Origin of the sequence: Microbacterium sp. S308A+, assembly GCF_049800815.1 — a bacterium.
In the GTDB taxonomy this organism is placed as follows: domain Bacteria; phylum Actinomycetota; class Actinomycetes; order Actinomycetales; family Microbacteriaceae; genus Microbacterium.
The window spans coordinates 995,901-1,020,308 of record NZ_JBNAFT010000001.1 but is presented as its reverse complement, the minus strand read 5'-3'; the positions used below and the strand labels follow the sequence as shown (position 1 = coordinate 1,020,308).

Below are 24,408 nucleotides of genomic sequence, written 5' to 3'. Positions count from 1 at the left end.
GCCGCCGCCCTGGTCATAGGCGCTGGAGCGTCCTCGGCGGTGGCATTGGATCCGCCCGTCGTCGGCGAGCCCTATGGGTCGCTCACGTTCGCCGACGACTCACCGTCCATTCCCGTGTACAACTCCAACGGCGAGAACTGGACGGTGGCGAACAAGATCACGGGAGGGGACACAAAGACCGGGCAGGTCGCGAACAACGTCGTCGAGCCGGGCGCCCTGAAACCCGGTCTCTACACTCTCACGGTCGGAAACGCCTCCGGCACGACCACGGCGGATTTCCTGGTCGTCGGCGCGACCCCGACCGCGGACCGCTACTTCGGCGTTCAGACGCACTTCGCGTTCCCGAACCCGACGACGTGGTCGAAGCCGGAGACGACCCTTCCCGATCTGAAGTCGATCGGGTTCTCGGCCATCCGGGACGAGGCGTATTGGCAGAACACAGAGAAGATCCCCGGTGTTCGGCAGGTCGTCGACGAGGTGCGCGAGTATCAGCAGAAGGCCGCGGATCTGGGATTCGACCGCCTCTTCACCGCGGACTACGGCAATACGGTCGTCCAAGGGCCCTCCGGATTGTGTGACCCGGTCCAGGACCCGAACCCGTGCGAGCGTGTCCCACAGACGCCGCAGGAGCAGCAATGGTTCGCCGACTACGCGATCGCGGTGCTGGACCAGACCGGCGCACAGCGCGTCGAGTTGTGGAACGAGTTCAACAACGAGCACTTCAACCACTGGTGTCGTACCGGGGCGTGCTACGCCGAGAAGATCGGCCCGATCGCCGATCTGATCAAGCAGGCTCGTCCCTCGGTGCAGATCGTCGGCGGAGGGATCATGGGCGCGGATCTGTCCTGGTTCCAGAGTTTCTTTGCCGCGGGCGGTCTCTCGCACAAGTTCGACGCTCTTTCGTACCACCCCTACGCGAACCCCGGCCAGAACGAGCTGGCCACCCCGGCGAGCTATGTCGAGCGGGCCGCGGCGATCCGTGCGGCCCAGACCCCGTATCTGGCCGCGGGAGAGGAACCGCGACCGCTTCTGCTGACCGAGGTCGGCTGGTCGACGACGCCGACGGCATACAACGGGAACCCTGCGCGCGCCCTCGACGACGAGGTACAGGCGGAACGGCTCGCTGCCACCTACCTGTTGCATGCCAACGCCGGCGTGCAGACGGTGTACTGGTATGAGGGCGTCAACCTCGGCACGGACCCGGCGAGCACCGAGCTGAACTTCGGCGTCTACCGGACGACAACAGCCACGGTGCGGGCGTTCCAGCCCAAGGAGTCGGCCCTCGCCCTGTGGGTGCTTCGCAGCCAGGTCGACGGATACAGGCAGACCGCGCTGGAGAAGCTCCCCAATGGGATCTGGCGCGCCACCTATACGAACGGGCCGCTGACGAAGCTCGCTCTCTTCGCCGACAGCGAGCTGAAGGCCGACACCCCGGCAGACGCGAACAGGACGACGGTCCCGATCGGCGACGTGATCCCGGCCGGCAAGATGCCGCGCAGCGCCGTCGACGCGTACGGGAACGCGGTGGACGTCTCCGGTGCGCAGCTCACGATCGGCACTCGGCCCGTCTATGTCACGCTCTCGACTCCGGCGGTCTCGATCACATCGTCATGGAACTCGCTGAATGTCAGCGCGTCGCTCGGTCGAGACGGTGCGCCTCTCGAAGCGAACGCTCCGCATGTCGCGGACTGGGAGACCTTCGCCGTGGTCGAGGCAGGCCAAGGGCAGGTCGCCCTCCGTTCGGCGGCCAACGGCAAGTACGTCAGCGTTGACCAAGGCTCGGCGGACGCCCCCTTGCAGGCGACCGCGAACGAGATCGGTGCGGCGGAGAGATTCCGCTGGATCGACCTCCCGGAGGCCGGGGGGACTTTCGCGCTCCATTCGGAGCTGAAGACCCGGTTCGTCAGCGCCTGGATCGACGCCGAACGCGCGCCACTGCGGGCAAAGGCCACCGAGATCCTCGGTTGGGAAAGGTTCACCTGGACCGCCCGATAGCGGAGGATGAGGCGGGGCAGCCGGAGCGTTCCGTGCCCCGCCTCATCGCCGCGCAGGGCCTGCTCTGCGTACCTAGACCGTGCCCTCGAAGAGCCCGAGCACGTTGCCGTCCGGATCGCTGAAGACGGCCCACCAGCTGGTCTCGGTGATCGGTGTCCGGGGCATGAGCACCCGTCCGCCCTGGGCCTCGGCCCTGGCGAGGATCTCGTCGATCGCGTCGACCTCGACGTATGACCGCGGCTGAGCGAAGTCGGCGGAACGGGGCGCGAGCCCGCCGCCGCTGATCTGGTTCGGCGCCTGCCACATCGGATAGTCCTCGAAGCCGGGCGGCGCCTGGATGCTCCAGCCGAAGAGACTGCGGTAGAAGGCCTTCGCCTTCTCCATGTCGGTGACCGGGATGTCGATGTGGGTGATGTCGCCGTGTGCCATGGCCCCCTCCAGGATCCGATGTCCGTCGCGGGGCGGCGTCGCTCCGCCCGTCCAGCATGCTCCTCTGCCCTCCGCGGGGACAAGCGTCTGCGGCGAATCCGCAGCTTTCGCCCGTGGGCGCTCCTCGCCTCGTCACGGGGCGCGTCGGGCGGCCTCGGCCCGCCTAGAATCGAAGCCATGCCCGCAGGCGAATCGTTCTACATCACCACGCCGATCTACTATCCGAGCGACGTGCCGCACATCGGCCACGGCTACACCTCCGTCGCCGCGGACACGCTCGCGCGCTGGCACCGCCAGGCAGGGGACGACACCTGGATGCTCACCGGCACCGACGAGCACGGGCAGAAGATGCTGCGCGCGGCGGCGGCCAACGGCGTGACTCCGCAGGAATGGGTCGACAAGCTCGTCAGCGAGTCGTGGTTCCCCCTGCTGCAGACGCTCGACGTCGCCAACGATGACTTCATCCGCACCACCCAGGAGCGGCACGAGAGGAACGTGCAGGTCTTCTTCCAGCGGCTTTATGACGCGGGCTACATCTACGCCGGCGAGTACGAGGCCCTGTACTGCGTGGGGTGCGAGGAGTTCAAGCCGGAGTCCGAGATCGTCGACGGCACCGGTCCCTTCGAGGGGCTCAAGGTCTGCGCGATCCACTCCAAGCCCCTGGAGCTCCTGCAGGAGAAGAACTACTTCTTCAAGCTCAGCGAGTTCCAGGACCGCCTGCTGGAGCTCTACAAGGCCGAGCCCGACTTCGTGCGCCCCGACTCCGCACGCAACGAGGTGGTCTCGTTCGTCTCTCAGGGGCTGAAAGACCTCTCGATCTCGCGCTCGACCTTCGACTGGGGCATTCCGCTGCCGTGGGACCCGTCGCATGTCATCTACGTGTGGGTCGACGCGCTGCTGAACTATGCCACCGCGGTCGGGTACGGCTCGGACGACGAGCAGTTCGCCCGTCGCTGGCCTGCCTACCATGTGGTCGGCAAGGACATCCTGCGCTTCCACGCGGTGATCTGGCCGGCGATGCTGATGGCGGCGGGGATCGACGTGCCCAAGGGCGTGTTCGCGCACGGCTGGCTCCTGGTCGGCGGCGAGAAGATGTCGAAGTCCAAGCTCACCGGCATCGCCCCGACCGAGATCACCGACGTCTTCGGCTCCGACGCCTACCGGTTCTACTTCCTGTCCGCGATCGCGTTCGGTCAGGACGGCTCGTTCTCCTGGGAGGACCTCTCCGCGCGCTACCAGGCCGAGCTCGCCAACGGCTTCGGCAACCTCGCGTCGCGCACGATCGCCATGATCGAGCGGTACTTCGACGGCGTGGTCCCGCCCGCAGCCGAGTATGCGGAGCAGGACATGCGCGTACAGGAGGTCGTCGCGACTGCGGCCGCGGAGGCCGACGCCGCGATCGAGCGATTCCGGATCGACGAGGCGATCGCCGCGATCTGGACGATCGTGGACGAGCTCAACGGATACATCACCGCGAACGAGCCCTGGGCGCTCGCCAAGGACGAGGCGCAGCGCGAGCGGCTGGGCACGGTGCTCTCCATCTGCGCCGAGGGGCTGCGGGCGCTCGCCGTGCTCCTCTCGCCCGTGATGCCGCGGTCCACCGCGGTGCTGTGGACCGCCCTCGGCGCCGAGGACGCGCTCGGCGCGCTCACGGCCCAGCCGATCCGCGATGCCGGACGGTGGGGACAGCTCCCCGCCGGCACGCGCGTGCAGCCGCTCGCCCCGCTGTTCCCGCGCGTCGAGGCGGCCGTCTAACCCATGGCCGAGGCGCCGGAGACCTACGTCCGCGAGCGCTCGCCGGACGGGCGGAAGGACCTGCGTTACCCGCCCGCTCCCGAGCCGCTCGGGGTGCCCGTCTACGACAACCACGCTCACCTCGAGATCGAGGACGGCGACGAGACGCTCACGCTCGTCGAACAGCTCGATCGCGCCGAGGCGGTGGGGATCCTCGGGGTCGTCCAGGCATCCGGCGACATCGAGTCCTCGCGATGGGCGGTGGCGGCGGCCGAGGCCGACCCGCGGGTGCTCGCCGCCGTCGCGATCCACCCGAACGACGCGCCGACGTATGCGGCGGCGGGGCGCCTCGACGAGGCTGTCGCCGCGATCGACGAGCTCGCCGCGCACCCGCGGACGAGGGCGATCGGCGAGACGGGGCTCGACTACTTCCGCACCGGCGAAGACGGCCGTGACGCGCAGCACACCTCGTTCGAGGCGCACATCGCGCTGGCGAAGAAGCACGGCATCGCGATGCAGATCCACGACCGTGACGCGCACGACGACGTCCTGGCGACCCTGGCGCGGGTCGGGGCCCCGGAGAAGACCGTCTTCCACTGCTTCTCGGGCGACGAGGCGATGGCGCGCGTGTGCGCCGAGGAGGGGTACTACCTCTCCTTCGCCGGCAACGTCACGTTCAAGAACGCGCAGAACCTCCGCGACGCGTTGCGGATCGCGCCGCTCGACCGGATCCTCGTCGAGACCGACGCGCCCTTCCTCACACCGACGCCGCTGCGCGGACGACCGAACGCGCCGTACCTGGTGCCGATCACGATGCGTTTCATGGCCCGAGAGCGGGGGATCGACGTCGACGAGCTCGGCGCACGGATCGCGGCGAACACGCTCGAGGTCTACGGCTCCTTCGCCTGACCGTGCGGGGAGCGTGGCCGAGCGCGCCCCTCACCTCGGGACACGGGAAGCCCGGGGGTCGTCGGGGGAGACCGGGCCGGTGGGCGAGAATGGGGGGATGACCGTCTCCCTGCTCGGCGCCGCCGAGATCCGCCGGCTCGCGGCCGAGCTCGACGTCACCCCGACGAAGAGGCTCGGCCAGAACTTCGTCGTCGATGCCAACACGGTGCGCAAGATCGTGCAGGCCGCTGAGGTGACGGCGGGGGAGAGCGTCGTCGAGGTCGGGCCCGGGCTGGGATCGCTCACCCTCGCGATCCTTGAGGCCGGCGCGCGGGTGACGGCGGTCGAGATCGATCGCCGTCTCGCGGCCCATCTCCCCGACACCGCCCGCGCTCACGGCGTGCCGGACGGTGCGCTCACGGTGGTCGAGGCCGACGCCCTGCGTGTGACGACGCTTCCCGGCGATCCGGCGGTGCTCGTCGCCAACCTGCCGTACAACGTCTCCGTCCCCGTCCTGCTGCACCTGCTGGAGTCCTTTCCCGGGATCACCCGCGGTGTGGTCATGGTGCAGGCCGAGGTCGCCGAGCGGCTCGCCGCGAAGCCCGGGTCGAAGATCTACGGCGCCCCCAGCGTCAAGGCCGCCTGGTACGGTCAGTGGCAGCTCTCCGGGACCGTGTCCCGCCAGGTCTTCTGGCCGGTGCCCAACGTCGACAGCCTCCTGGTGGGCTTCGTCCGCGATCCGGAGCCGCGGGGGAGCGAGGAGGAGAGGCGCCGCACCTTCGAGATCGTCGACGCCGCCTTCAACCAGCGCCGGAAGATGCTGCGCCAGGCGCTGTCCGGCACCTTCGGATCGTCGTCGGCCGCGAGCGAGGTGCTCGAACGGGCCGGCGTCGCACCGACCTCCCGCGGCGAGGACCTCACCGTCGCCGATTACCACCGCATCGCCCTCGTCTCTCCTTAGCTCTCCGGCGGTCCATCCTCGAGCTGTCGCTTCCGTCGTTCCTGTCGCGATGTCTGTCGCTACCGGTCGATCTTGGCGACAGATATCGCGACCGGAGCAGGGATGGAAGCGGGTTTCTTGAGACGGACGTCGACTGCCGGCATGGCTCCGGTCCGCGTCCTCGACGAGGAGGGGATCGTCGCCCTCGACGCGGAGGCCGGAGGAGTCGTGGAGATTGGGCATCCGAACGGGAGAGGCCGACGGCTAACCTGAGACGGTGACCGAACAGCGCTTCCGCCCCGACGTTCCCGACATACACCGGCCCTACGCGGCCGCACCGGCCCGTTACGACGGGGCGAGCTTCCGTCGCGTCGGCTCCTCCGGGCTGTACCTGCCGGCGATCTCTCTGGGCCTGTGGTGGAACTTCGGCGACAACATCCCGCTCGACGACCAGCGCGCGCTCCTGCGCCACGCGTTCGACCGGGGTATCACGCACTTCGATCTGGCGAACAACTACGGTCCGCCCCACGGATCGGCGGAGAAGAACTTCGGCCGCGTCTTCGCGGAGGATCTGCGGCCCTACCGCGACGAGCTCATCATCTCCTCGAAAGCCGGCTGGGACATGTGGCCGGGACCATACGGCGACTTCGCGAGCCGCAAGTACATCATCGCGAGCGCCGAGCAGTCGTTGACGCGCATGGGGCTCGACTACGTCGACATCTTCTACTCGCACCGGGTGGACCCGGTCACGCCGATCGAGGAGACCGTCGCGGCTCTGGACGCGCTCGTGCGCCAGGGCAAGGCGCTGTACGTGGGGATCTCGTCCTACAGCGCCGAGCGCACCGAAGAGGCGATCGACGTGGCGAGAGAGCTGGGCACGCCGCTGGTGATCCATCAGCCCGCATACTCGATCCTCAACCGCTGGGTGGAGGACGGCCTCACCGGCACGCTCCGGGAGGAGGGGATGGGCGCGATCGCCTTCACCCCCCTCGCCCAGGGGCTGCTGACCGACAAGTACCTCGGCGACGGGACGGCGCAACGGGCGCAGCAGCGAGGGTCGCTGCCTCGCGGACCGTTGTCCGAGAAGACGCTGCGGACCTTGCGAGCGTTGTCGGATCTCGCCCGTGAGCGCGGTCAGTCCCTGGCCCAGCTGGCCCTGCAATGGGTCTTGCGCGACGAGGTCGTCGCGTCGGCGCTCATCGGGGCCTCCCGCCCGGCGCAGCTCGACGAGAACCTCGCCGCGCTCGACGCCCCGCCGCTGACCGCGGAGGAGCTCTCGCGCATCGACGCGCTGGCGGAGACGGTGGACGTGAACCTCTGGGCGACCTCGTCGGACCTGTGAGCCCGGTATGAGTGCTTCCCCCTCGCCCTCCGTCCGTTCTGTTCATGTGCGTGCGCCGGGGAAGATCAACCTCTTCCTCGGGGTCGGAGACCGTCACGAGGACGGGTACCACGCGCTTGCGACCGTGTTCCAGGCGGTCTCGCTCTCGGAGGACGTCATCGCGACCGAGGCCGAGGGCTACCGGATCACCGTCTCGGGCGTGGCGGATCCCGCCACGGTGCCTCTGGACGACCGCAACCTCGCTATGCGTGCCGCGAAGCTACTCGCCGCCGCGACCGGCTACGAAGGAGGCGTGCATCTGGAGGTGCGCAAGGCCGTGCCGGTCGCGGGCGGGATGGGCGGGGGGTCGGCGGACGCCGCCGCGGCGCTCGTCGCCTGTGACGCGCTGTGGGGGACCGGGGTGCCCGCAGCCAGGCTGCACGAGCTCGCAGCCCGCCTGGGCGCCGACGTCCCCTTCGCGCTTCAGGGCGGGACGGCGGTCGGAACGGGGCGGGGTGACGTGTTGACGCCCGCCCTCGCCCGAGGCAGGTTCGACTGGGTGCTGGTGCCGAGCGCCGAGGGGATGTCGACCCCGGCCATCTACGGACGGCTGGACCGGCATCGCGACGAGGAAGGGGCGCTCGCCGACGATCCGCCGCCGTCGCTGGAGGTGCCCCCGTCGTTGCTGCAGGCACTGCTCGCGGGCGATGCGGAGAACCTCGCCGACGAGCTGCACAACGACCTGCAGGCCGCCGCGCTTCTGGAACGGCCCGGCCTCCAGTCCGTGATCGACGAAGGGACGGAGGCCGGAGCCCTCCGCGGGATCGTCTCCGGATCCGGCCCGACCGTGGCGCTGCTGTGCGCCGGTCCCGGCGAGGCCATGCGCGTCAGAGACCGGCTGGTCGCGCGCGGGCGTGAGGCTCTGCACGTCCATGCCCCCGCTCCCGGGGCCAGGCTGATCGTCTGAGCGGCCGAGCAGCGGCGAGGCGTCCCGCGGGAAACGTGGGGCAGTGCGGGACGCGGATGCGCGACGCCATTCGCCGGGACATAATGGGCAGAACCTAATGTGACCGTGCACATTCTCGGGAGGTCTGCGGTGCCAAGCCCCTCCGAGCGTGCCAGGACGCCGAGCATCCGGGACGTGGCGAGGCTCGCCGGCGTCTCGCACCAGACGGTGTCTCGCGTTCTCAACGAGCACCCCAGCATCCGCCCGGAGACCAAGGCCAGGGTGCTGGACGCGATCGCGGTGCTCGACTATCGGCCGAACGTGGCGGCACGGGCTCTCGCCACCAGCCGTTCCAGCACCCTCGGCATCCTCTCCTCGACGACGGGCGAGTTCGGGCCGACCTCCTCTATCGCCGGGATCGAGAACGCGGCGCGCGCGGCCGGCTATGCGGTGAGCACGCTGAACCTTCCCGACACCACCCCCGAGGCGATCGGCGCCGCCGTGCGCCAGCTCATCCGGGAGCACGTCGACGGCATCGTCGTGCTGGCTCCCCAGGTGCGGGTGTTCAACGTCCTGCGCGGGCTTGCGGTGTCCGTCCCCGTGGTGAGCCTGCAGACGGCGTCGGGATCGGATGGCGTGACGCTCTCGGCCGATCAGGTCGCGGGGGCGCGGATGATCACGGAGTATCTCATCCGCCTCGGCCACACCGACATCCTGCACATCGCCGGCCCTCAGGACTGGATCGAGGCGGAGTCGCGCATGCGTGGCTATCTGGACGCGCTGCGGGACGCGGATCTGCCGACCTTCCCTCCGATCCGCGGCGACTGGACGGCGGACTTCGGCTACTTCGCCGGAACGGAGCTCGCGCGCCGGCGCGACTTCACCGCGGTGTTCGCCGCCAACGACGTCATGGCGATCGGACTGATGCACGGGTTCCGCGACGCCGGCATCCGGGTGCCGGCGGACGTCAGCGTCGTGGGCTTCGACGATGTCCCCGTGGCGGCGCATGTCGCGCCGCCGTTGACGACCGTGCACCAGGACTTCCCGGAGCTCGGCCGACGGGCGGTGGAGATCCTCCTCGCGCAGCTTCGTGGCGAGGAGGCGCCCGTGTTCGGGCCGGTCGTCCCCGTGCTGTGCGGGCGAGAATCCGCCGCGTCACGGTAGCGCCACGATCCGCCGCGAGAACTTGACAGAGGGCGACCGTCGTTGCAGCATGGAACCCAATGTGAACGGTCACATTGGGAATGACCGTCGATATCGAGGATGATTCGTGAGCACGACAGCAACGATTCCCGGCGTCTCCGCCCCGATCCTGGAGATGCGTCGCATCACCAAGGAGTTCCCTGGAGTGAAGGCGCTCTCCGACGTCTCGATCACGGTCCGCACCGGGGAGGTGCACGCGATCTGCGGCGAGAACGGAGCGGGCAAGAGCACCCTGATGAAGGTCCTCTCCGGCGTCTACCCGTTCGGAAGCTACGACGGCGACATCCTCCTGTTCGGTCAGGAGCAGCGCTTCAAGGACATCGCGGCGAGCGAGCAGGCGGGGATCGTCATCATCCATCAGGAGCTCGCCCTCATCCCCGAGCTCTCGATCATGGAGAACATCTTCCTCGGCAATGAGATCCGCCGCGGTCCGCGCATCGACTGGACCGCTCAGCGAGGGCGGACCACGGAGCTGCTTGCGAGGGTCGGTCTGAACGAGGACCCTGACCTCGCGATCAAGCACCTCGGCGTCGGCAAGCAGCAGCTCATCGAGATCGCCAAGGCACTGAACAAGGACGTCAAGCTGCTGATCCTCGATGAGCCGACCGCGGCGCTCAACGAGAACGACTCGCAGCACCTGCTCGATCTGATCCTGGGCCTCAAGGCAAAAGGGATCACCTCGATCATCATCAGCCACAAGCTCAACGAGATCGAGCAGATCGCGGACGAGATCACCATCATCCGCGACGGGCGCACGGTCGAGACGCTCGACGTCGGACGCGGCGAGATCAACGAGGACCGGATCATCCGCGGCATGGTCGGCCGTTCCCTCGAGAGTCGCTATCCCGACCGCACACCGGACATCGGCGAGGTGTTCTTCCAGGTCAAGGACTGGTGGGTGCAGCATCCGACCGTGAGCGACCGCATGGTCGTGAAGGGGTCGAGCATTGAGGTGCGACGGGGAGAGGTCGTGGGCATCGCGGGGCTCATGGGCGCGGGGCGCACCGAGTTCGCCATGAGCATCTTCGGCCGTTCCTATGGGACCTATCTCTCCGGCACGCTCGTCAAGGACGGACAGGAGATCGTGCTTCCCGACGTCAGCGCGGCGATCAAGCACGGCCTCGCCTATGTGAGCGAGGACCGGAAGGTGCTGGGCCTGAACCTCCTGGACACCATCAAGCGCTCGATCGTCTCGGCGAAGCTCTCTAAGATCGCCCGGGGCGGGGTGGTGAACGATCGCGAGGAGGCGACCGTCGCCGAGCGGTATCGCAGGTCGCTCCGGATCAAGACCCCGACGGTCGAGCAGGGTGTCGGCACGCTGTCCGGAGGCAACCAGCAGAAGGTCGTCCTCGCGAAGTGGATGTTCACCGATCCCGACCTGCTGATCCTCGACGAGCCGACGCGCGGGATCGACGTTGGCGCGAAGTACGAGATCTACGCGATCATCAACGAGCTCGCCGCGTCGGGCAAGGGCGTCATCGTCATCTCCAGCGAGCTGCCGGAGCTGCTCGGCATCTCCGACCGCATCTACACCGTCTTCGAGGGGCGCGTCACCGACTGTATCCCCGCATCCCAGGCCACGCCGGAGGCGCTCATGCGCAGCATGACCTCCTTGACCCAGAAAGCGACCGCATGAGCACCACGACCGACGCCGAGAAGAGCGGATTCCGTTTCGGCGACATCCGCAAGATGTTCGGCGGTGGGCAGTCGACAGGACGCCAGTTCGGCATCCTCGGCTCGCTGATCGTCATCATCCTGCTGTTCCAGTTCCTGACGAGCGGTCTCACGCTCTCCTCCGAGAACCTGATCAACGTCGTCAACCAGTACTCCTACATCCTGATCCTCGCGATCGGCATGGTGATGGTCATCATCATGGGGCACATCGACCTGTCGGTCGGCTCGGTCGCCGCGTTCACCGGCATCATCGTGGCCAAGTCGATGGCGGAGTGGCACCTCCCGTGGTGGGTCGCGATCCTCCTGGGCCTCGGCGTCGGCGTGCTCGTCGGTGCGTGGCAGGGCTTCTGGGTCGCCTATGTGGGCGTGCCCGCCTTCATCGTGACCCTCGCGGGCATGCTCTTCTTCCGAGGCGCGAACCAGTTCATCGGGCAGTCCACCACGGTCCCCGTGCCGAACGAGTTCCAGCAGATCGGCGCCGGGTATCTCCCCGAGCTGGCGGTGCCGCTGGACTTCAACGTCCTGACGATGGTGCTCGCGGTGGTCGGCGTCGTCTGGGTCGTCGGGTTCGAGTTCTGGCTGCGGTCCTCCCAGCGCAAGACCGGTGCGGACAGCGCCCCGCTGTGGGTGAGCATCGTGAAGGTGCTCCTCCTCTCCGCGATCATCCTCGCCGCGGGCTGGCAGTTCGCCACCGGGCGTCCCGGCACGAGCTTCCCGGTCTCCGGGGTGATCCTTCTCGTCCTCGTGATTCTGTACACGTTCGCGACCCGCAACACGGTCTTCGGGCGTCACATCTACGCCGTCGGCGGCAACCGTCAGGCGGCCAGGCTGTCGGGAGTGAAGGATCGCTGGACCGACTTCTTCGTGATGATGAACATGTCGGTGCTGGCCGCGGTCGCCGGGATGATCTACGTCGCCAGGGCGACGGCCTCGGGGCCGCAGGACGGCAACGGATGGGAGCTCGACGCGATCGCCTCGGTCTTCATCGGCGGCGCGGCCGTCTCCGGCGGCATCGGCACGGTCCTCGGGTCCATCATCGGCGGTCTCGTGATGGCGTTCCTCAACAACGGGCTCGCGCTCATGGGCGCCGGCGCCGACGTCGTGGCGATGATCAAGGGGCTCGTGCTCCTGCTCGCCGTGGGGGTGGACGTCTGGAACAAGCGCCAGGGCCGTCCCTCGATCATCGGATTCCTCACCCGTCGGCTCGGGCGCCGCCCCGAGCCCTTCCAGACCACCGCTTCCGGCACGGCGAGCGGGAAGTAGGACGATCCGCGACGCGGATCCGCCCTCACACTCAGAGAAAGAGATCACATGAAGAAAATCCTTCTGTCGGCGACGGCGATCGTCGTCGCGGGTGCCTTCGCGCTGACCGGGTGCTCCGGGAACCGGGGCGGCGCCGCCCCGGCCGGCTCGGAGAGCGCGGCGGCCTCGGGCTTCGACGCGGGGGCCAAGATCGGCGTCGCGCTCCCGGACAAGACCAGTGAGAACTGGGTCCTCGCCGGGCAGCTCTTCACGGACGGGCTCACCGAGGCCGGCTTCAAGCCCGACGTGCAGTACGCGCCGGCGAGCAACACCGTCGCCGAGCAGCAGAACCAGATCCAGGCGATGGTCACCGGCGGCGCCAAGGTCATCATCATCGGCGCTAAGGACGGCAAGCAGCTCTCCACGCAGGTGCAGGCCGCGAAGGCGGCGGGCGCGACCGTCATCGCCTACGACCGCCTGATCGAGAACACCGACGCGGTGGACTACTACGTGGCGTTCGACAACTTCAAGGTCGGCCAGTTGCAGGGGCAGGCGCTGCTCGACGGGCTCGCCGCCCGGGCGGGACACCCGAAGCCCTACAACGTCGAGCTGTTCTCGGGCTCGCCGGATGACGCCAACTCGGCGGTGTTCTTCGAGGGCGCGATGGATGTGCTCAAGCCGAAGATCGACGACGGCACGCTCGTCGTCGCGTCCAAGCAGACCGACATCAAGCAGACCGCCACCGAGGGCTGGAAGGCTGAGAACGCCCAGCGCCGGATGGACTCGATCCTCACCTCGACCTATGGCTCGCAGCAGCTCGACGGTGTGCTCTCGCCCAACGACACGCTCGCCCGGGCGATCATCACCTCGGTGCAGCAGGCGGGCAAGCCCGTCCCGGTCGTGACCGGGCAGGACTCCGAGGTCGAGTCGGTGAAGTCGATCATGGAGGGCATCCAGTACTCCACGATCAACAAGGACACCGCGCTCCTCGTGGAGCAGGCGATCAAGATGACCGGGCAGCTCCAGAAGGGCGAGAAGGTCGACGTCAACGACACCGAACAGTACGACAACGGCAAGAAGGTCGTCCCGGCGTACCTTCTCTCTCCGGTGATCGTCACCAAGGAGAACGCGGCGGAGGCCTACGCCAACGTCCCGAAGCTCCTCGACATCGTGAACTCCTACAAGTAGGAGTCCGCCTTCAGGGCGATGGGGCCGCGCGGCAGAAGAGCCGCGCGGCCCCATCGCGTGTCGACCGCCCGTGCGGGGGGGGGGGGGGGCTAACGGACGTCGACGTCCAGGAGGCGCAGTTGCACCATGGCCGAGAAGCGTGCGTCGGGATCGGTCAGATCCAGGCCACTGATCTCGGAGAGCCTGCGGAGCCGGTAACGGAATGTGTTGGGGTGGGTGAAGACACGTGCCGACGCGGTGGCCACGTCGCCGAAGGAGTCCAGCCAGGACTTCAGCGTCTCCACGAGATGCGTCCCGCGCTCGCGGTCATGCTCGATGAGGAGGGAGACCGGACCGGTGGGGCGCTCGCCCCTCGCGCGGGCGAGGTCGGCGACAGTGGTGCATCGCGGCGCCCGTCTCGGCGGCCGCGCGCAGGAGCTCGTCCGAGCCGTCGATCGGCGTCTCCGGGTCGACCTCGATCAGTTCCCTGACGTGCGTGAAGGTGGGGGCGTCCGCGGCGGCGGCGAGACGGGCGACCTCCAGGTACTCCGCGGGATCCGTGCGGGGCGCGTAGCCCATGAGCACGCCGATGCCGATCGCGCCCGCGGCCAGCTCTCCTTCGAGGGCGGCGAGCCAGCGGGTGCGCTCTGCGGGAGCGGACGCGCGCTGCCAGGTCGGATCGCCGAGCAGGTCCAGCGCCTTGTTCAGGTCGGCGGTGGGGGCGAGGTCGAGATGCGCCAGGGCACGGGCCTGGGCCCATGACGCAGAGAACCCGTAGTTGAGGGGGCGGCCCTCGGCCGCGGCACGGGAGAAGGCCTCGGCGACCGGCATGAGGCCGGCCTCCAGGTCCATCGCCGTCGTGACCCCGTCCATCGCCTGCAGCCGTTGCCCGGCGACGGAATGGACATGACTGTGCAGATCGATGAACCCTGGCCCCACCACCACGCCTGTGGCGTCGATGATCGTCGCGCCGTCGGAGCTCGTGAGGTCGTGCCCGATCGCGGCGATGCGCCCGTCGCGGATGAGCAGGTCGGTGACCGCGTCGAGATCGGATCCGGGATCGACGACCCTGCCACGTCGCAGAAGTGTGTCCACGGTCCCACCGTGACACATCCGCGAGGGCGGCGGCATTGGCCTCTCGCACGAACAGGGCATGCTCGCTGGTGTGCCCGGACAGTCCCTCCGCCCCGTCAGTCCCTCCGTCTCGTCTCTCTCGCCCCGTCTCTTTCGCTCCCGTCGCGAGATCTGTCGCTTCTGGCCGGCGGAACCGACAGGTTTCGCGACGGGAACGAGATGGGCTGACGGATTTCGAGACCGGAGCGGGCGCGCGGCGGCACACACGGCGGAGCGCGCGGCCGGGCGCCGTAGCCTAGAAGGGATGGCACATCTTCTCGGGGCCGAAGGGCTCCACCTCGAGTTCCCCACGCGCGTCGTGTTCGACGCGGTCACGCTCGGCATCGAGGAGGGGGACCGGATCGGCATCGTCGGGCGCAACGGCGACGGCAAGTCCAGCCTCCTCGCGATGCTCGCCGGGCGCCTCGAGCCCGACGCCGGCCGGGTGACGGTGCGCGGAGGGACCAGGATGGGAGTCCTCGACCAGGCCGACGTCCTCGACGACGCGCTCACCGTGGGCCGGGCGATCGTCGGCGACGCGGCGGAGCACGAATGGGCAGGCGACCCACGGGTCAGAGACGTGATCGACGGCCTCGCGGGTGACCTGCCGTGGGACGCGCCGGTCGGGGCGCTCAGCGGCGGCCAGCGACGACGGGTCGCGCTGGCCCGTCTCCTCGCCGAGGAGTGGGACGTCATCGCGCTCGACGAGCCGACCAACCATCTCGATGTCGAGGCGATCACCTGGCTGGCCGGGCACCTCAAGAAGCGCTGGCCGGCGAACCAGGGAGCGCTCCTCGTCGTCACCCATGACCGCTGGTTCCTCGACGAGGTGTGCACCGAGACCTGGGAGGTGCACGACCGGATCGTCGAGCCCTTCGAGGGCGGATACGCGGCGTACATCCTGCAGCGGGTGGAGCGCGACCGGATGGCGGCGGCGACCGAGGCGAAGCGGCAGAACCTGGCGCGCAAGGAGCTCGCCTGGCTGCGCCGCGGCGCGCCGGCCCGCACGTCCAAGCCCAAGTTCCGGATCGATGCGGCCAACGCGCTCATCGCCGACGTGCCGGAGATCCGTGATCGGATCGCCCTGCAGTCCCTCGCCGTGTCGCGGCTCGGGAAGGACGTCGTGGACCTCGTCGACGCGGGAGTGACGTTCCCGGCCACCGCCTCCTTCCCCGAGCGTGCCGTGCTGCGGGACGTCGAGTGGCGGATCGCGCCGGGGGAGCGCACCGGGATCCTCGGCGTCAACGGCGCGGGGAAGTCGACTCTCCTCGGGCTCGTCTCCGGGGAGATCGCCCCGAGTTCCGGTCGTGTCAAGCACGGCAAGACCGTGCAGGTGCGCGTCCTCACACAGCGGCTGGACGAGCTCAAGGAGGTGTGGGACGAGCCGGTGCGGGTCGTGGTCGGGCGTCTCCGCACGTCGTACACGCTCGGCAGCGGCTCCAAGGCGCAGGAGCTGACGCCGGGGCAGCTGCTGGAGCGGCTCGGATTCTCCTCCGCGCAGCTCTCGACCCCGGTCAAGGACCTCTCCGGCGGTCAGCAGCGGCGCCTGCAGCTGCTCCTCGTCCTGCTCGACCAGCCGAACGTCCTCATCCTCGACGAGCCGACGAACGACATGGACACCGACATGCTCGCGGCGATCGAGGATCTGCTCGACTCCTGGCCGGGGACGCTTCTCGTCGTCTCGCACGACCGGTACTTCCTGGAGCGTGTGACCGATCAGCAGTACGCGATCCTCCCCGGCCCCGACGGCGCGGGGCGCCTCCGTCACCTCCCCGGCGGGGTGGACGAGTATCTCCGTCTGCGCGCGGCCGAGGACGCCCCCACGGCAGCGGCGGCGAAGAAGCCAGATCAGAAGTCGGTCAACGCCGTCTCGGGTGCCGAGCAGCGTGCCGCGGAGAAGGAACTGGCGTCTCTGGAGCGCCGCATCGAGCGTCTGCAGCAGCAGGCGTCCGAGTCCCGTACGAAGCTCGCCGACCTCGACCAGTCGGACTATCAGCTCCTCGGAGCGGAGATGGCGAAGATCACGGCCCTCGAGGAAGAGGCCGCCGGGCTCGAGGAACGCTGGCTGGAGCTGTCCGATCTGATCGCCTAGGAGGCGGCCTCGAGGTCACGAGGCCGCCGCGGCATCGTAGGCCGCGCGTGCTTCTTCGACCTCCTCGATGTGAGTCTCGGCCCAGCGCGCGAGCGCTGCCAGGGGTTCCCGCAATGTGCGGCCGAGCGGTGTCAGCGCATAGTCGACCCTCGGGGGCATCTGCTCATAAGGCGTGCGGGTCAGGATGCCGTCGCGCTCGAGGTCTCGCAGCGTGTCGGCCAGGACCTTGGCGCTGATGCCGTCCACGGCCTGCCGGACCCCTCCGAAGCGTAGCGGCCCGTCGCTGAGGGCTATGACGATCATGGCCGTCCATTTGTTCGCGATGCGTGCGAGCGAGGTCCGTGAGGGGCACGACGCCATCATGACGTCCCACGCGGGCTGTTCCATCCCATGCCTCCCCTTAGTTACGTTGAGGTAACAGGTTACCAAATGTGATCATGATTCGGTTGCAGTCGATCATCAAGGAGAAACATGACTGAGCAGAGCCCGGCGGCCGTGGCCGCAGCGTATTTCGAGGCAGTCGAGCGCGGGGACGTGCCCGGCGCGATGGGCTTGTTGAGCCCGGAGGTGCAGTGGCATCAGCCGGGCGCCAACCGCTTCTCCGGCGATCACTCGGGCATCGACGAGGTGGGCGCACTGTTGGGCGGGATGATGGAGGTCAGCGGGGGAAGCTTCCAGCTCTCCGTCACCGGCCCGCCGATGGTCAACGGCGAGCTGGTCGCCGTCTCCGTCCGTTTCGCCGGGAGCCGGGCCGGGGCATCGATGGACATGGAGGGTGTCGACCTGCTGACCGTCCGCGGGGGCAAGATCGTCGAGGTGCGCCTCTTCTCGGGGGATGGTCCCGCAGAGGACGCCTTCTGGGGCGGGGTCTGACGGACGCCACGGCGGAAGACCGGGCCCCGGCCCTCCGCCGTGGCGGCGGGTGGCCGGGCTAGCCTGGAGCCGTGTCCCGCGAAGAGCCCGTCCCGTCTGCGCCTGTTTCCACAGAGTCTGCCCGTCCTCACAAGGACGGAGAGCCGGTCATCGACGATCCGCGGCATCCGCTCGTCCGCCGGGTCGCCGATGTGCTGCGCAGCGCGGTCTCGCGGCCGCGGACGCTGATCGTCGACGACGAGGAGAACATCGCGCAGGCGCTCGCCTCCGGCGTGCAGCTCGACGCGCTGTACGCGGTGCCCGGTGTCGCCGCAGCGGAGGCGGAAGGGCTGCGCGCCCGGACGCCGTCCACGCCGCTCCACCTCGTCGCAGACGGCGTCATGCGATCCTTGTTCAAGACCGAGAAGCGTGCGCGGCTCTTCGCCCTCGCCCGTGCGCCGAGGCCGACAACCTGGCAGGACGTCGCCGCGCGTGACGGCGATGTCGTCGTGCTCGACGGCGTCCGGATCGCCGGGAACATCGGTGCGATCATCCGTTCCGCCCGAGCCTTCGACGCGGCGGGGATCGTGCTCGTCGACAGTGGCCTCACGACCGTCTTCGACAGGCGGCTCATCCGGGCGAGCCGAGGACTCACCTTCTCGATCCCGATCCTCCTCGCCACCGGCGCGGAGCTGGCCGGGCACCTCCGTGCCGCCGGGATCCCGCTCGTGGGCCTCGCCGCCGACGGCGCCGCACCGCTGCCGGCGATCGCGGAGGCCCCCGAGCGCATCGCGCTTCTGATGGGGTCGGAACGCACCGGCGCGTCACCGGAGCTGGACGCCCTCGCCGAGCGCCGCTATCGCGTGCCCATGAGCGAGGGCGTGGAGTCGCTCAACGTCTCGGTCGCCGCGGGCATCGCGCTCTACGAGCGGAGCCGGCCGACGACGTAGGCCGCTTATCCGCCTGCGGTACGCTCGGCGCCGGATCGAGGAGGGCATATGGACGAGCGCTGGATCGAGGCGAACCGGGCGAACTGGGACCAGCGGGCGCCGCTGCACGCCGCGCGCGACGGCTCCGGCTACGACGTGCGCAGATACGTGGCCGACCGGGAACTGCTCTCGGACGTCGTCCGGCACGACCTGCCGCTGCTCGGTGACATCGCCGGACTCCGCGCCGTGCACCTGCAATGCCACATCGGCACCGACACCGTCTCCCTCTCCCGCCTCGGCGCCCGCGTCACCGGGCTCGACTTCTCCGAGGCATCGATCCGGGAGGCCAGGGCGCTCGCCGCGGAGGCCGGCGACGACGTGGCGTTCGTGCGGTCCGACGTCCACGCCGCCGCCTCGGTGCTTCCCGAGGGTGCCTTCGACCTCGTCTACACCGGGATCGGCGCGCTGTGCTGGCTGCCGCGCATCGTGGACTGGTCGGACGTCGTTGCCCGCCTCCTTGCGCCCGGCGGCTCGCTCTTCCTCCGCGAGGCGCACCCGATCCTGTGGGCGATGGACGAGACGCTCTCCGATGACCTGCATCTGCGCTTCCCCTACTTCGAGCACGAGGAGCCGCTGGAATGGGCGGACGGCGACACCTACGTCCCGACCACAGAGAAGCCCGTCCTCGGCAAGACCTACGAGTGGAACCATGGTCTCGGTGAGATCGTGACCGCGCTCATCCGCAGCGGCCTGCGCATCGATCTCCTCGTCGAGCACGAGAGCGTCCCCTGGGAGGCCCTGCCGGGGCAGATGACCCTGCGGCCAGACGGGGAGTGGGTCCTGACCGAGCGGGCCGGCGTCGCCCCGCTGTCCTACACGCTTCGCGCGAGCAAGCCGGTCTAGCGGCCGCGACCGGGACGACCTCTTCTCCTGGACACGGTCTGGGAATACCGTGGGCCTGTCGGGCGCTGTGCTCTGGGCACGTGCGTGTCGCGATCGCGCACGGCGGAGGGGGAAGATATGGAAGGACTCGAGGTCACGGTCCTGCTGGGACTGACGATCCTGGCCGGGACCATGTTGGCACCGCGACTGCGCGTGGCGTTGCCGCTCGTCCTGGTGGTCTTCGGGCTGCTGCTGGGATTCGTCCCCGCCCTCAGGGAGGTGCAGCTGCCTCCGGAGACGGTGCTTCTCCTCTTCCTTCCGGTGATGCTCTTCTGGGAGAGCCTGACGACGTCGTTGCGGTCGATCCGCCGCGACTTCCGTTACATCCTGCCGATGAGCACGCTGCTCGTCGTCGCCTCCGCGTTCGCGGTCGCCGCCGTCGGCGTCCTGATCGGACTGCCCTGGGAGGCTGCGCTGATCCTCGGCGCCGCCGTGGCGCCTCCCGACGCGACGGCGGTCGCGGCCCTCGGGCGCCTGCTGCCCCGCCGCGGCTTCATGAAGCTGAAGGCGGAGAGCCTCACGAACGACGGCACCGCGCTCGTGCTGTACGCGATCGCGGTGTCGCTCGCGATGGGCGGCAGCATCACGCCCCTGTCCGTCACGCTGACCGTGCTCGTCTCGTACCTCGGCGGCATCGCGGCCGGCGCGATCGTCGCGGCTCTCGCCTGGCTCCTGCTGCGCACGCAGACCAGGGCCATCGTGATCAACGTCACGCTCCTGCTCGTGCCGTTCGCGGCGTTCCTGCTGGCGGAGCTGGTCCACGCCTCCGGTGTGCTCGCCGTCGTGGTCGCCGGCCTCATCGCGGCCTACCTCAGCCCGCGGATCAGCACGGCGGCCTCGCGGCGCCAGGCGGAGGAGGTCTGGCCGTTCGGCGTCTTCCTCCTCAATGGCGCGCTGTTCGTGCTTATCGGCCTCGAGGTCCAGTGGGTGGTGCACGAGGTGTCGCTGGAGAAGATCGGCCGGCTTCTGCTCCTCACCCTGGCCGTGTGGGGCGTGCTGCTCGTCGTCCGCTATCTTTTCCAGTGGCTGTCCGTGCCATTCCTTCGTCTCGGCAGCGGCGCGCCGGCTCCGCCCCGCGGGCTCCGGCACCGTGCGCGGGTCGTCAGCACCGTCGCCGGTATGCGCGGCGCGGTCTCGCTCGCGATCGCCCTCTCGGTCCCGCTCACGACCGCCGACGGTGCGCCGCTCGCCGGGCGGGAGGAGATCGTGTTCGTCACGGCCGGCGTGATCCTGCTGAGCCTGCTCGCGCAGGGGCCGCTGCTCCCCGCGGTCGTGCGCTGGGCGGGCTTCCCCGCCGACCACGCCGAGGACGAGGAGTACGAGCTGGCGGAGCGGGCGATCTCGGGCGCGGCGATGGCGGTCCTCGACGATCTCGCGGTCGAGCACGGTGTCAGCGACGAGGTGCGAGACCGCGTCCGGCGGGACGGCTACGAGATGCTGGAGCTCGCGAACGCGCGGGCCCTGGCGCGGGAGCGCGCGCTCATCGACGCCGAGGTCGGTGCGATGGAGGCGATGCTCGACGAGCCAGACCCGCTCGCCGTCTCCGCGGACGCATCGGCGGATCTCGATGCGTTCGGCGTCTCCGGCGGTGTGACGGAGTCGGCGGAAGGGACGACGCTGCAGATGATCGCGACGTCCGCCGACGTGGACGTGATGCAGCGCTCTCCGCTCCTGCGACATGACGAGTACTCCCGGCTCAAGCTCGCGATGATCGAGCAGAAACGTGAGGTGCTGCACAGCCTGCGCCGGGCGGGCACCGTGGACGACATGATCGTGCGGCGGATCTCCGCACGGCTGGACCTGGAGCAGGTGCGACTGCAGGGGATCGAGGAGATCGACTGACGGGGGCCGGGTTCGCCGATCCGGCCGACGGGGATGCCCCTGTCGTCGGGGTGCAGATCACTCTCGAGGCTGATGCGTGCTCTCAGGTGCCGCACGTACCGTGGGGTCATGAACGACGTCCTGGCCTCGCTGGCTCTCTCGCCGTGGCTGCCGATCGTCATCCTGCTCTGCTGCTTCATCGACGGCTTCTTCCCGCCGGTGCCGAGCGAGACGGTCGTCGTCGGCTCCCTGCCGTTGGCGCTCGCAGCGGGGTCGGAAGGGGTCCCGAGCGTGATCGCGATCCTCGTCGCGGCGGGCATCGGCGCCGCCGCGGGCGACAACCTCGCCTATGCGATCGGCCGACGGCTCGGCACGGATCGTTGGGCCTGGATGCGACGGCCCAGGGTGCGGAAGTCCCTCGTCTGGGCGGGGGAGCGGTTGGCCGAGAGGCCGGCGATCTACCTGCTCGTCGCCCGGTATATCCCCATCGGCCGCGTTGCCGTCAACATGACCGCCGGCGCCACGCGGCTGCCGTACCGTCGCTTCCTCCCGCTCACGCTCGTGGCGGCGGTCGCGTGGGTCAGTCTCAGCTTCGCGATCGCCAGCGTCGCGGCGGCATGGTTCGGGCACTCGCCGTTGCTGGCCGCCGGGGCCGGGATCGCCGTCTCGATCCTCATGGGTTTCGCGATCGACCTCGGCGTCCGCCTCGTCCAGCGGGCCCGGGCGCGGAGAGGCTCCGTTCAGAAGGGGGTGGCCTCGGAGGCGGAGACCCCGGTCCGTGACGACAGCGCGGCGGAGGACGCGGTCGTCGCGCGCTGAGCCGCGATCCCTTCGCGCTCGGCTCTCGCTGTCTTCACTCCGTTTGGTACCCTATCGGGGTATCGAGGAGGTGGGCATGGCGAGACCGCGGACGATCGGGCTCGCCCTTCTGCTGATCCTCGGGCTCCTCGGCATGCACGTCCTCAGCGGCTCCGCCCTGGATCACGGCACGCATCGGGCGATGCTCGGAGCGGAGCACGCGTCCGCCCCGGACGTCCTCGACGATGCAGGCGCCCTTCTCCCGAGCGTGGCGGAAGGAGACACGGGCGCCGCGTACGGAGCGCCGGCGCAGCACCGCGCGGTCGGGGCCGAGCCCTCCGCAGGCCTGCGCGGAGCGTCGTCTCAGGCGGACGTCTCGCACCTGCTCTCCGCGCCGGGCAGCCTGGAAGGAACGATGATCGCCTGTCTTCTCGCGCTCCTCGCCGGCGTCCTCCTGCTGCTGTTTCCGTTCCGTCCGATGCTCGGGATGCGGCCTCGTCCCGGCCTCGTCTCCGCAAGGCCCCGTGCACGGCGCGCTCCGCGCCCTCCCTCCCTGCACGTCCTCTCGATCAGCCGGACGTGAGGCGGGTCCGGCCGTCCGGCCGGTCCGCGTCACACCACATCTTCGAGAAGGAGCAAGACATGACCGTATTCACACGCGCGCGGGGAGCAGGCGTGATCGCCCTCACCCTCGTACTGACCGGGTGCACCGCCGTCACGTCGGGGGCCCCTGACCCCTCAGCGGGGTCGGAGCACGCCGGACACGGCGGGATGGCGCCCGCGACCTCGTCCACGGGCGTCAGCGCTGCCGACGCGATGTTCGTCACGATGATGATCCCGCACCATCAGCAGGCCATCGAGATGGCGGATCTCGTCCTCGGCAAGGACGGACTCGACGCCCGCGTCGCGGATCTCGCCCGCGAGGTCAAGGCCGCGCAGCAGCCGGAGATCGATCGTATGCGTGGCTGGCTCGCTGACGGGGGAGCGAGCGAGCAGGCCGGGATGGCCGGGATGGATCACGGCGCAGGCATGATGTCCGCATCCGACATGGGAGCCCTCCGGGACGCGACCGGCGCGGAGGCCGGCCGTCTCTTCCTGGAGCAGATGATCGTCCACCACGAGGGAGCCGTCGCGATGGCCGAGGAGGCGCTCGCCGGCGCCCTGACGCCCGAGGTCCGTGCGCTCGCACAGCAGGTGATCGACGACCAGACCGCGGAGATCGCCGAGATGAAGGGAATGCTGGCGTCGTGAGCGCCCGGGGCGGGGTGGCCTGCTCCGCCCCGCCCCGCCCTGTCCGGCGTCCGGCTGTGACGCTCTGTGACGAACCGATTCGAGCGCGGCCCGGTCGGGCGCATAACGTGTCGGAGTCCCTGGAGAGAGGAACCCCACAGCCATGTCCCGCCGCATCACCTCCGTCCTCGCCGCTGTCGCGGCCACGGCCCTCGCCGTCGCGCTCGCCGGCTGCGCCTCCGGCTCCTCCGACAAGGGGGCCGAGGCCAGCGGCTCGAGCGACAAGCCGATCAAGATCGGCGTCGTCGGCAAGAGCGACCCGCAGTGGCCCGCGTTCGTCGACGCGGCGAAGAAGGAGGGCATCACCGTCGAGATCGTCGACTTCGGCTCCTACGAGCAGCCCAATCCCGCACTCGCCGAGAGCGAGCTCGACCTCAACCAGTTCCAGCACATCGTCTACCTCGCGCAGTACAACGTCGCCTCCGGCAAGGATCTCGTCCCCGTCGGATCGACCGCGATCTACCCGCTGGGCCTGTACTCGGCCAAGTTCAAGAATGTGAAGGACATCCCTGCCGGCGAGACCGTCGCGGTGCCAGACGACGCGTCGAACCAGGCGCGCGCGCTGCTCGTGCTGCAGTCCGCCGGGCTGATCTCGCTCAAGAGCGGCGGCTCCACCTTCTCCGACCTCGCCGATGTCGACACGGCCGCCTCCAAGGTCAAGGTCACCGCGCTCGAGGCGGCGATCATCCCGACCTCGCTCCCCGATGTGGCCGCCGCGATCATCAACAACGACTTCGTCGAGAAGGCCGGGCTGTCGTTCTCCGACGCGATCGCACAGGACGACCCGAAGGACCCCAACGCCCTGCCGTATGTGAACATCTTCGCCGCCCGCGCCGCGGACAAGGACGACAAGACCTTCCAGAAGCTCGTCGAGATCTTCCAGACCGACAAGGCCGTGCAGGAGGGGCTGGACAAGGCCTCCGGCGGCACCGGCGTGCCGCTGCAGATCCCTGCGACCGAGCTCCAGACGACCCTCGAGAAGGTCGAGAAGGACACCGAGTCCCACAAGGGCTGAGCGCACACCGTTCAGCT

Annotated in this window: 23 protein-coding genes; 19 read left to right on the top strand and 4 right to left on the bottom strand. The window is 69.4% G+C overall.

The features are described 5' to 3' along the window. Window positions 1–39 precede the first annotated feature (39 nt). The gene (locus ACP15J_RS04780; protein WP_424937500.1) at window positions 40–1,995 is read left to right on the top strand and encodes a hypothetical protein; all 1,956 of its coding nucleotides are present in this window, start codon (window positions 40–42) and stop codon (window positions 1,993–1,995) included. Window positions 1,996–2,067: 72 nt separating this feature from the next. Here the strand turns inward: ACP15J_RS04780 and ACP15J_RS04775 are convergent, their stop codons facing one another. Continuing rightward, entirely contained in the window at window positions 2,068–2,424 is a 357-nt protein-coding gene (locus ACP15J_RS04775) for a VOC family protein (RefSeq protein ID WP_424937501.1), read from the bottom strand. A 177-nt stretch (window positions 2,425–2,601) separates the two neighbouring features. Here ACP15J_RS04775 and metG point away from each other — a divergent pair, with 177 nt between their 5' ends. The 9 genes from metG (at window position 2,602) to ACP15J_RS04730 (ending at window position 13,560) form a co-directional block, all read left to right on the top strand. Beyond that, window positions 2,602–4,179 (top strand): methionine--tRNA ligase, encoded by a 1,578-nt coding sequence (metG, locus tag ACP15J_RS04770; protein ID WP_424937502.1) that lies wholly within the window; start codon window positions 2,602–2,604, stop codon window positions 4,177–4,179. A gap of 3 nt (window positions 4,180–4,182) precedes the next feature. Further along, window positions 4,183–5,067, top strand: a complete 885-nt coding sequence (locus ACP15J_RS04765) for a TatD family hydrolase (RefSeq protein ID WP_424937503.1) — start codon at window positions 4,183–4,185, stop codon at window positions 5,065–5,067. A 97-nt stretch (window positions 5,068–5,164) separates the two neighbouring features. Then, window positions 5,165–6,007: a 16S rRNA (adenine(1518)-N(6)/adenine(1519)-N(6))-dimethyltransferase RsmA gene (gene rsmA / locus ACP15J_RS04760; RefSeq protein ID WP_424937504.1), complete on the top strand. Its 843-nt coding sequence runs from the start codon at window positions 5,165–5,167 to the stop codon at window positions 6,005–6,007. A 256-nt stretch (window positions 6,008–6,263) separates the two neighbouring features. Then, on the top strand, window positions 6,264–7,328 hold the full coding sequence (mgrA, locus tag ACP15J_RS04755; protein ID WP_424937505.1) for an L-glyceraldehyde 3-phosphate reductase: 1,065 nt from the start codon (window positions 6,264–6,266) through the stop codon (window positions 7,326–7,328). Between the two features lie 7 nt (window positions 7,329–7,335). Beyond that, window positions 7,336–8,274 carry a 4-(cytidine 5'-diphospho)-2-C-methyl-D-erythritol kinase gene (locus ACP15J_RS04750; protein ID WP_424937506.1) on the top strand — a complete coding sequence of 313 codons (939 nt, stop codon included), beginning with the start codon at window positions 7,336–7,338 and terminating at the stop codon, window positions 8,272–8,274. Between the two features lie 129 nt (window positions 8,275–8,403). Continuing rightward, the gene (locus tag ACP15J_RS04745; protein ID WP_424980845.1) at window positions 8,404–9,417 is read left to right on the top strand and encodes a LacI family DNA-binding transcriptional regulator; all 1,014 of its coding nucleotides are present in this window, start codon (window positions 8,404–8,406) and stop codon (window positions 9,415–9,417) included. A gap of 154 nt (window positions 9,418–9,571) precedes the next feature. After that, window positions 9,572–11,092, top strand: a complete 1,521-nt coding sequence (gene mmsA / locus ACP15J_RS04740) for a multiple monosaccharide ABC transporter ATP-binding protein (RefSeq protein ID WP_424937514.1) — start codon at window positions 9,572–9,574, stop codon at window positions 11,090–11,092. Further along, on the top strand, window positions 11,089–12,393 hold the full coding sequence (gene mmsB / locus ACP15J_RS04735) for a multiple monosaccharide ABC transporter permease (protein WP_424937508.1): 1,305 nt from the start codon (window positions 11,089–11,091) through the stop codon (window positions 12,391–12,393). The genes mmsA and mmsB overlap by 4 nt, the downstream gene beginning before the upstream one ends. Before the next feature lie 48 nt (window positions 12,394–12,441). After that, window positions 12,442–13,560, top strand: coding sequence for a substrate-binding domain-containing protein (locus tag ACP15J_RS04730; RefSeq protein ID WP_424937509.1), 1,119 nt, complete (start codon window positions 12,442–12,444; stop codon window positions 13,558–13,560). Between the two features lie 89 nt (window positions 13,561–13,649). On the opposite strand, the gene ACP15J_RS04725 is transcribed toward ACP15J_RS04730, so the two are convergent. Beyond that, window positions 13,650–13,844, bottom strand: coding sequence for a helix-turn-helix domain-containing protein (locus ACP15J_RS04725; RefSeq protein ID WP_424935211.1), 195 nt, complete (start codon window positions 13,842–13,844; stop codon window positions 13,650–13,652). Between the two features lie 22 nt (window positions 13,845–13,866). Continuing rightward, window positions 13,867–14,634 carry an amidohydrolase family protein gene (locus tag ACP15J_RS04720; RefSeq protein WP_424935212.1) on the bottom strand — a complete coding sequence of 256 codons (768 nt, stop codon included), beginning with the start codon at window positions 14,632–14,634 and terminating at the stop codon, window positions 13,867–13,869. A gap of 283 nt (window positions 14,635–14,917) precedes the next feature. On the opposite strand from ACP15J_RS04720, the gene ACP15J_RS04715 reads away from it, so the two are divergent. Then, on the top strand, window positions 14,918–16,744 hold the full coding sequence (locus ACP15J_RS04715; RefSeq protein ID WP_424935213.1) for an ABC-F family ATP-binding cassette domain-containing protein: 1,827 nt from the start codon (window positions 14,918–14,920) through the stop codon (window positions 16,742–16,744). Between the two features lie 15 nt (window positions 16,745–16,759). Here the strand turns inward: ACP15J_RS04715 and ACP15J_RS04710 are convergent, their stop codons facing one another. Further along, the gene (locus ACP15J_RS04710) at window positions 16,760–17,131 is read right to left on the bottom strand and encodes a winged helix-turn-helix transcriptional regulator (RefSeq protein ID WP_424935214.1); all 372 of its coding nucleotides are present in this window, start codon (window positions 17,129–17,131) and stop codon (window positions 16,760–16,762) included. Between the two features lie 84 nt (window positions 17,132–17,215). Here ACP15J_RS04710 and ACP15J_RS04705 point away from each other — a divergent pair, with 84 nt between their 5' ends. The 8 genes from ACP15J_RS04705 (at window position 17,216) to ACP15J_RS04670 (ending at window position 24,391) form a co-directional block, all read left to right on the top strand. Next, window positions 17,216–17,617 (top strand): nuclear transport factor 2 family protein, encoded by a 402-nt coding sequence (locus ACP15J_RS04705; protein WP_424935215.1) that lies wholly within the window; start codon window positions 17,216–17,218, stop codon window positions 17,615–17,617. 71 nt (window positions 17,618–17,688) lie between these two features. Further along, entirely contained in the window at window positions 17,689–18,546 is an 858-nt protein-coding gene (locus tag ACP15J_RS04700; protein WP_424935216.1) for a TrmH family RNA methyltransferase, read from the top strand. A 48-nt stretch (window positions 18,547–18,594) separates the two neighbouring features. Then, window positions 18,595–19,428, top strand: a complete 834-nt coding sequence (locus ACP15J_RS04695; RefSeq protein WP_424935217.1) for a class I SAM-dependent methyltransferase — start codon at window positions 18,595–18,597, stop codon at window positions 19,426–19,428. Between the two features lie 117 nt (window positions 19,429–19,545). Beyond that, entirely contained in the window at window positions 19,546–21,309 is a 1,764-nt protein-coding gene (locus ACP15J_RS04690; RefSeq protein ID WP_424935218.1) for a Na+/H+ antiporter, read from the top strand. A 108-nt stretch (window positions 21,310–21,417) separates the two neighbouring features. Continuing rightward, window positions 21,418–22,107, top strand: a complete 690-nt coding sequence (locus ACP15J_RS04685) for a DedA family protein (protein WP_424935219.1) — start codon at window positions 21,418–21,420, stop codon at window positions 22,105–22,107. Between the two features lie 76 nt (window positions 22,108–22,183). Continuing rightward, window positions 22,184–22,669, top strand: a complete 486-nt coding sequence (locus ACP15J_RS04680; RefSeq protein ID WP_424935220.1) for a hypothetical protein — start codon at window positions 22,184–22,186, stop codon at window positions 22,667–22,669. Window positions 22,670–22,728: 59 nt separating this feature from the next. After that, window positions 22,729–23,337, top strand: coding sequence for a DUF305 domain-containing protein (locus ACP15J_RS04675; protein WP_424935221.1), 609 nt, complete (start codon window positions 22,729–22,731; stop codon window positions 23,335–23,337). A 142-nt stretch (window positions 23,338–23,479) separates the two neighbouring features. Next, the gene (locus ACP15J_RS04670) at window positions 23,480–24,391 is read left to right on the top strand and encodes a MetQ/NlpA family ABC transporter substrate-binding protein (RefSeq protein WP_424935222.1); all 912 of its coding nucleotides are present in this window, start codon (window positions 23,480–23,482) and stop codon (window positions 24,389–24,391) included. Window positions 24,392–24,408 lie beyond the last annotated feature (17 nt).

Coding starts and splice junctions, on each gene's coding strand:
- ACP15J_RS04715 (WP_424935213.1), top strand. CDS start 14,918: ATGGCACATCTTCTCGGGGCCGAAGGGCTCCACCTCGAGTTCCCCACG.
- rsmA (WP_424937504.1), top strand. CDS start 5,165: ATGACCGTCTCCCTGCTCGGCGCCGCCGAGATCCGCCGGCTCGCGGCC.
- mmsA (WP_424937514.1), top strand. CDS start 9,572: ATGCGTCGCATCACCAAGGAGTTCCCTGGAGTGAAGGCGCTCTCCGAC.
- ACP15J_RS04675 (WP_424935221.1), top strand. CDS start 22,729: ATGACCGTATTCACACGCGCGCGGGGAGCAGGCGTGATCGCCCTCACC.
- metG (WP_424937502.1), top strand. CDS start 2,602: ATGCCCGCAGGCGAATCGTTCTACATCACCACGCCGATCTACTATCCG.
- ACP15J_RS04680 (WP_424935220.1), top strand. CDS start 22,184: ATGGCGAGACCGCGGACGATCGGGCTCGCCCTTCTGCTGATCCTCGGG.
- ACP15J_RS04685 (WP_424935219.1), top strand. CDS start 21,418: ATGAACGACGTCCTGGCCTCGCTGGCTCTCTCGCCGTGGCTGCCGATC.
- ACP15J_RS04705 (WP_424935215.1), top strand. CDS start 17,216: ATGACTGAGCAGAGCCCGGCGGCCGTGGCCGCAGCGTATTTCGAGGCA.
- ACP15J_RS04710 (WP_424935214.1), bottom strand. CDS start 17,131: ATGGAACAGCCCGCGTGGGACGTCATGATGGCGTCGTGCCCCTCACGG.
- ACP15J_RS04775 (WP_424937501.1), bottom strand. CDS start 2,424: ATGGCACACGGCGACATCACCCACATCGACATCCCGGTCACCGACATG.
- ACP15J_RS04670 (WP_424935222.1), top strand. CDS start 23,480: ATGTCCCGCCGCATCACCTCCGTCCTCGCCGCTGTCGCGGCCACGGCC.
- ACP15J_RS04765 (WP_424937503.1), top strand. CDS start 4,183: ATGGCCGAGGCGCCGGAGACCTACGTCCGCGAGCGCTCGCCGGACGGG.
- ACP15J_RS04750 (WP_424937506.1), top strand. CDS start 7,336: ATGAGTGCTTCCCCCTCGCCCTCCGTCCGTTCTGTTCATGTGCGTGCG.
- ACP15J_RS04690 (WP_424935218.1), top strand. CDS start 19,546: ATGGAAGGACTCGAGGTCACGGTCCTGCTGGGACTGACGATCCTGGCC.
- ACP15J_RS04730 (WP_424937509.1), top strand. CDS start 12,442: ATGAAGAAAATCCTTCTGTCGGCGACGGCGATCGTCGTCGCGGGTGCC.
- ACP15J_RS04695 (WP_424935217.1), top strand. CDS start 18,595: ATGGACGAGCGCTGGATCGAGGCGAACCGGGCGAACTGGGACCAGCGG.
- mmsB (WP_424937508.1), top strand. CDS start 11,089: ATGAGCACCACGACCGACGCCGAGAAGAGCGGATTCCGTTTCGGCGAC.